This window comes from Paraclostridium sp. (assembly GCF_051657365.1).
GTDB lineage: Bacteria > Bacillota > Clostridia > Peptostreptococcales > Peptostreptococcaceae > Paraclostridium.
This window is the reverse complement of the sequence record NZ_JBOFKN010000165.1, coordinates 22,748-28,747: the sequence shown is the minus strand read 5'-3', so window position 1 is coordinate 28,747 and position 6,000 is coordinate 22,748. Positions and strand designations below refer to the sequence as shown.

Annotated in this window: 6 protein-coding genes; 2 read left to right on the top strand and 4 right to left on the bottom strand. The window is 25.6% G+C overall.

Annotation, left to right across the window (positions count from 1 at the left end; all coding sequences use genetic code 11):
• A partial coding sequence (locus ACRCYC_RS12945) for a hypothetical protein (protein WP_438619562.1) occupies nucleotides 1-924 on the bottom strand: 924 nt, incomplete at its 3' end.
• A 99-nt stretch (nucleotides 925-1,023) separates the two neighbouring features.
• On the opposite strand from ACRCYC_RS12945, the gene ACRCYC_RS12940 reads away from it, so the two are divergent.
• A complete protein-coding gene (locus ACRCYC_RS12940; RefSeq protein ID WP_438619561.1) occupies nucleotides 1,024-2,139 on the top strand; it encodes an MGDG synthase family glycosyltransferase in 1,116 nt (371 codons plus the stop codon).
• A gap of 9 nt (nucleotides 2,140-2,148) precedes the next feature.
• Here the strand turns inward: ACRCYC_RS12940 and ACRCYC_RS12935 are convergent, their stop codons facing one another.
• From ACRCYC_RS12935 to ACRCYC_RS12925, 3 genes are all read right to left on the bottom strand, one after another.
• The gene (locus tag ACRCYC_RS12935) at nucleotides 2,149-2,835 is read right to left on the bottom strand and encodes a hypothetical protein (protein ID WP_438619560.1); all 687 of its coding nucleotides are present in this window, start codon (nucleotides 2,833-2,835) and stop codon (nucleotides 2,149-2,151) included.
• A 191-nt stretch (nucleotides 2,836-3,026) separates the two neighbouring features.
• Nucleotides 3,027-4,292, bottom strand: coding sequence for a cation:proton antiporter (locus ACRCYC_RS12930; protein ID WP_438619559.1), 1,266 nt, complete (start codon nucleotides 4,290-4,292; stop codon nucleotides 3,027-3,029).
• 331 nt (nucleotides 4,293-4,623) lie between these two features.
• The gene (locus ACRCYC_RS12925) at nucleotides 4,624-5,412 is read right to left on the bottom strand and encodes a peptidoglycan DD-metalloendopeptidase family protein (protein ID WP_438619558.1); all 789 of its coding nucleotides are present in this window, start codon (nucleotides 5,410-5,412) and stop codon (nucleotides 4,624-4,626) included.
• 164 nt (nucleotides 5,413-5,576) lie between these two features.
• Here ACRCYC_RS12925 and ACRCYC_RS12920 point away from each other — a divergent pair, with 164 nt between their 5' ends.
• Nucleotides 5,577-5,957, top strand: a complete 381-nt coding sequence (locus tag ACRCYC_RS12920; RefSeq protein WP_438619557.1) for a hypothetical protein — start codon at nucleotides 5,577-5,579, stop codon at nucleotides 5,955-5,957.
• Nucleotides 5,958-6,000: the final 43 nt, after the last annotated feature.

Genomic DNA, 6,000 nt, shown 5'->3' with positions numbered 1-6,000 from the left:
GGATTCTTTAAAATTTTCTATCATACGATAAATTAACTTTTTATTTTCTTTATTAGCTAAATATTGTCTTATAGCATTTTTAAATTTATCTTTTTTAAAATTACTTTCTTTGTATGAACTTTTTTGAATATAAGACTTTTTCTTATCTTTTAATGGCCACATTCTACAAACTAAATAATTTATCAAAATACCTAAGAAAACAGTTGTTAGTATAGTAAATACTTTAGATTTTAAATTCAACTCATCAGCTATATAAAAACAATTCATTATACTCATAAAAGAAAAACAAGATACTATTATACAAGCTTCATTTTGTCTCAATTTCCCTTTTTTATATAATAAATTAGTCATAAACATTCCACTAAACACATCTACAAATAAATATACCATAATATTCAAAATACACTTGCCACTTATTTTCAAGCTTTTTTTAGTATATTTATGAAAATACGATTCTACTATCTCTAAAAGCCCATAATCAGTTATAAGAGGCATAAATATAGAACTTATAGAAAATAATATAACTGACTTTAATATAAAAGCCTGCATAAATAATAAACTATCATCACTATATAGCCTATATTCTTTTTTAGATAAAATTATAAATATGAATAATATACTTATAGGCTTTACACATTTTATTATATTAGATATAGTATCATAATCTTTTTCTTTATGTTTTAATATAGGTAATATAGAACCTATTATTATCATAATAACTATGTATATCTTCATTAAATCTATGTAATTTTCTTGTATGAAAAAATATAAATGGTATAAAATTGTATTTACATATCCATTTATATTTAAAGGTATGAAAAATATTATAATTCCTAATGTAGAATATATTACGATTCTAAATGAATCCATAAGTTCAAAATCTTTATATCCATTTTGGTTACTTTTTAAATCTACTCCTTCCATTTTTTTCTCCCCCTGTACATATTTAATATATAATTGATTTAATATTTATATAAATGTATAATACTATCATTAGTTAAATTTTAAAAAAGAGGTGATATATTGGATAACACCAAAAAAACTATCTTAATTCTTACTGCTCAATTTGGTGCAGGTCATATAAGTGCCGCCAATGCCATCAGAGATTATATTCTTGAAAAAGAACCTACGTATAATGTAGTTATACAAAACTTTATAAGTGCTAGTATACCTAGAATGAACAAGCCACTTGTCAAACTTTACGAAGCTAATACTAAGTACACTCCAGGCCTTTATAACTACTATTACTATCTTAAAAAATCTTTCGACTCAAGGCATGATGTATCTTATAAAATGTATACACCTAAATTATCTGAGTATATATTAGAAACTAACCCAGACCTAATAATATCAACATTCCCAATGGCTTGTGCTTGTGTTGATTATTTTAAGTCTAAAAATCCTGATTTTTCTATACCTACTATAACGGTAGTTACTGATGTTGTGGATAGTCTAGAATGGATTTATCCTAGTACTAGTATGTATTTTGTAGCATCTCATGAAATTAAAAATAGATACGTACAAAAGGGTATCAACCCTAATATAGTTAAAGTTACAGGAGTTCCAGTAAAAAAAGAATTTGATAATCACTCTGATTTATCCTTTGATAAGCATAAACTTCTTATAGTCGGTGGTGGTCGAGGACTATTCGATATGGAAATAGACTTTTTTTACTATATAGATGATTTATTAGATATATATCCCAATAGTATAGAAGTTACTATTGTATGTGGTAAAAATCAAAAGCTTTATGATAAACTAACCGATAAAAAGCCTCTTAAAAATATAAATGTATTAGGCTTTGTGACCAATATGCCCCAGTTATTAAAAGAACATACTTTATTAATAACAAAACCTGGTGGTGCAACTTTATTTGAATCAATAAAAAGCGAAATTCCAGTAGTAGTTATGCTTCCTAAAGTTGGCCAAGAAATAGAAAATGCTCGATTTATAATTGATAAGGGTATAGGGATTATCTATAATGATGAAAGTGATTTAAAAGAATTATTAAATGCCGTTGTAAATAATCGATTAGACGATAGAATATCTTTTATGAAAAAAAATATGGTTGATTTTAAAAATTCTATAGATTGTGACAAAATAGCATACTTTGTAACACAAATAATGGGGACTAAATAAATTAGTCCCTTATTTATTTAGATTCTTATATTTATTAAAATTTATAATTCTAGATTCAGGACTTGTAAATTTAAGATTTCTACTATTGCTTCCCTTTAGTATATTCTTCATTTTCTTTATAAAAGAAATTATTACTACTACTTCTATTACTATAAATATAGTAGATACAAACATTTCCAGAGTAAAATTATTTAAATATCCATTCTCTCCCAAAACAATCGATGTATGCGTTCTAATTAATGCAATTATCAATATGTGAATATTTGCTACAGCTGTCATTTTATAGAATGATTTATATAAATTATTCTTTTTTATTATATTTTCTATTTGAATTTGAGTATAGTTTAAGATTTTAAGAATGTCTGTGTATAATAACTTAAAAATGTTTTTATCACATAAATTAGCAATTATTATGCTTATAGAAAAAATTATCAAGCAATACGTATTGTATATATAGATATGAAAGTTTTCTGTCAAACTAATCTTTAGAGCTTGTGTTAGTGTGTATATTGATACAAATAAAATTCCAGATAAGTTAAATCTATACTGATTATACTTTATTAATATAGAATAAATTATAGCTACTATTGTAGTGATTATTACAGAGTATATTTTTTCTTGACCTCTAAATAAAGAATATAAAATAATTGGAGCTACAAAGTAAATTAATGTATCCCCTAAAAACTTTTTCTTCATCAATCCACCCCTAATTCATCGAATTTTTTTAATTTTTGCATAATTCCAATATAAAATAAATTCTATTAATTAGTTAGTTTTCCTTCTTTGCTCAATATAAAAGTTTAATCATTATGATTACTCCATAAAAAAATATGTAAATATCTTTCTTAAATAAACAAAAAGACTATTTTTTAAATAGTCTTTTTTATTTATGCTACTTTTTCAATTTTTTCATTTTCAATTTCTACTTCTAATAAATCTAATTTTTTAGCTAATATTTTAGTTGTACTGGCTTGTACTATTAGCGTTATTAATATTGTCATAAATACTACTGATGATATTATTTCATATCCTGGTATTTGCATAGAAACTATTATACCTGATAATGCTGCAGGTATAACCCCAGTTTCTCTTACCCACATCATAAATAATTTTTCTTTAAATTGCCACTTAGCTTCTCTATCAAATACAGTACATATTAATACGACTAATGGTCTTGCTATAAACATTAAAACTAATACAACTAATAATGATGGTAACCAATATTGACCTAATGCAGCCAAATCTACATGTGTTCCTAATACTATAAATATAGCCATACGACAAAGCGCACTTACACTTTCTCTAAATGAATGCTCTGCGTGAAAATCTACTTCAGGTACCCATAGTCCAAATAATTTCCTATTCCCTGCTATAAGGCCTGCTATAAATACTGCCATATATCCACTACCATGTAGCATAGTAGCTATTTCATAAGCTAATGCAACTTTTAAAACTGATATTATAGGTGCATATGAATGGAATACTCCCCATTTTTTATCTGATATTAATAGTGAGAATATAAATCCTACAGCTACTCCTACTATTAACCCTACTACTACTGATATTAATAGTTCTTCTAAACTTTCTCCAATAGAAAATGATCCTGATGTAATGACCGCTAATAAAGTACTTACTAGTATAGCTCCAACTGCATCATTAAATGCAGATTCACTAACTACAGTTTGTTTTATTTTATCTTTTATCGCAACTTGTTTAAATACTGGTATAAGTGCTGCTGGATCAGTTGATGCAATAACCGCCCCTATTAATAATGCAGTCATTATAGATACAGGAAATATTTTACTAGTTGCAAATCCTACTACTAACATAGATATAATAACCCCTAGAGTTGACAATAACCCCACACTAATTTTAACTTTATTTAAGACTTTTAAATTTATTTCTCTACCGCCTTCATATAATATAAAAGCTGATCCAAATGTAAGTATAAGATTATTTTCTATTGGAAAAGCCTCTACACTAATTATATTTAATACCGCTGGTCCAATAATTATTCCTGCAATTAAATATAGTATTACATCTGGCAACTTTAATAGCTCACTAAATTTCCCTAGAATTATACCTGTTACTACTACTACTGAAAATATAAATAATAAATTATTAGTAGCTATTGCTTCCATTGTATTTTCCATATATTTCACTCCTCCATATATTCATTTTTATTTGATTAGATATCTAACTATTTTCCTTAAGCAATTTATAAGTATAGACCTATTGATTTAGCTTGTCAATCAATTCTAAATAAGTCTTTCTTTTTGAAAAAGTCTGAAAATTAGTTTTCTAACATTTTAATTTCAAAACATTTAGTTTGTTTATGTATTCTATTAATTTTAAAATTAAAATTAACTTTTTTCCAAATCAACTTTAAATTTTTAATCAAAAACAAGAAACTTAAGTAATATTTTTTCTAATAATATTACTTAAGTTTCTTGTTTTTAATTAAGTTTAGTTTTTAAAATCGATTTATTTATTAGTAATGTCTAATGGATTCTGTAACTCTCCATTTAAACTTACTTCAAAATGCACATGATTTCCAGTAGAGGCTCCGGTAGAACCAATCTTAGCAATAGTTTGTCCTTTAGCTACTATATCCCCTTCATTAACAACATTTTCACTATTGTGACCATATATAGAAGTTTTTCCGTCAAAATGCTTTATATAAACCACATTTCCATATCCATTTTGAACACCTGAGAAAGTTACAACCCCATAATCAGTAGCCAATATGTCTACACCGTAACTAGCAGGTATATCTACACCCTTATGTAGTTTTCTTTCTTTAGATATAGGATGAATCCTATATCCAAATGGCGAGCTAATTTCTTCAAATCCATTTACCGGCCAACATCCATAGTTAAAAGTTTCCCCTAACTCATCTTTAAGTTCAAAATTTTTTTCTTTTAACTCATTTCTATCTTTTTCCAATCCTACTTTTAAGCTTTCTAAAGCTTCTATTTCTGCTACCAATGAACTTTTTATAATATCTTCAGATTCTATATATGTATCTTCATCTACAAAACTTAACTGAACAACTTCAACTTCATTTTCATAGTTTTCAGATTCTTTTTTTGAATTAATTAGTGCTTCAACCTGATTAATTTGTCCATTTATTTTTCTTTGTTCTATTTCTAAGTTATATATATCTTTTACAATTTCTTCACTTGTATTATTATTTTCAAGTCCATATACATTGTATGTATTTACGCCAATTATTAAGCCTAAAATAGTTAATATTTTTATTTTTTTTAGCATAAACTGTCCTCCTTATTTAATCACTATTTTTTAATATAAACAAAATCGTCACAAATTATTCAAAATTAGAATTAAATTCACTCACCATGTACAAGCAAACTTAATATTATAATATACAATATTTTTTCATAAGCCTTATACAAAATTACAAGGGGGTCGCTAGTATGCTTAGAAATCAAGAACTTTTATTTGGAATTATATCTGCTGTATTTATATTGCTATACACCTCTATGTACATACTTCAAGATATATACTTAATGATTAATTCTAAGAATATAAAATTAGCTATAAATAAATTACTACCTACTATTAGCAAAATAAATACACCTTCCCTAATAGTGGCTTTAGTTTTTACGATACCTCATATATATTATTCTAATAAACGATTAGTTGCTTTTAACTCTGGTTATCTTCTTTTATTTTTGTTAATGTTAGCTACTTGCACAAATTTAAACTTTTTAAAAAATTTTAAATTTAAACAGTATTCATCAATAATATCCTATTTATTAGCAATAAGCCTTGCTGTACATGTCTTTTTCAGGTAACTAAACGTAAAAAAAGATTGAGTTTTATAACTCAATCTTTTTT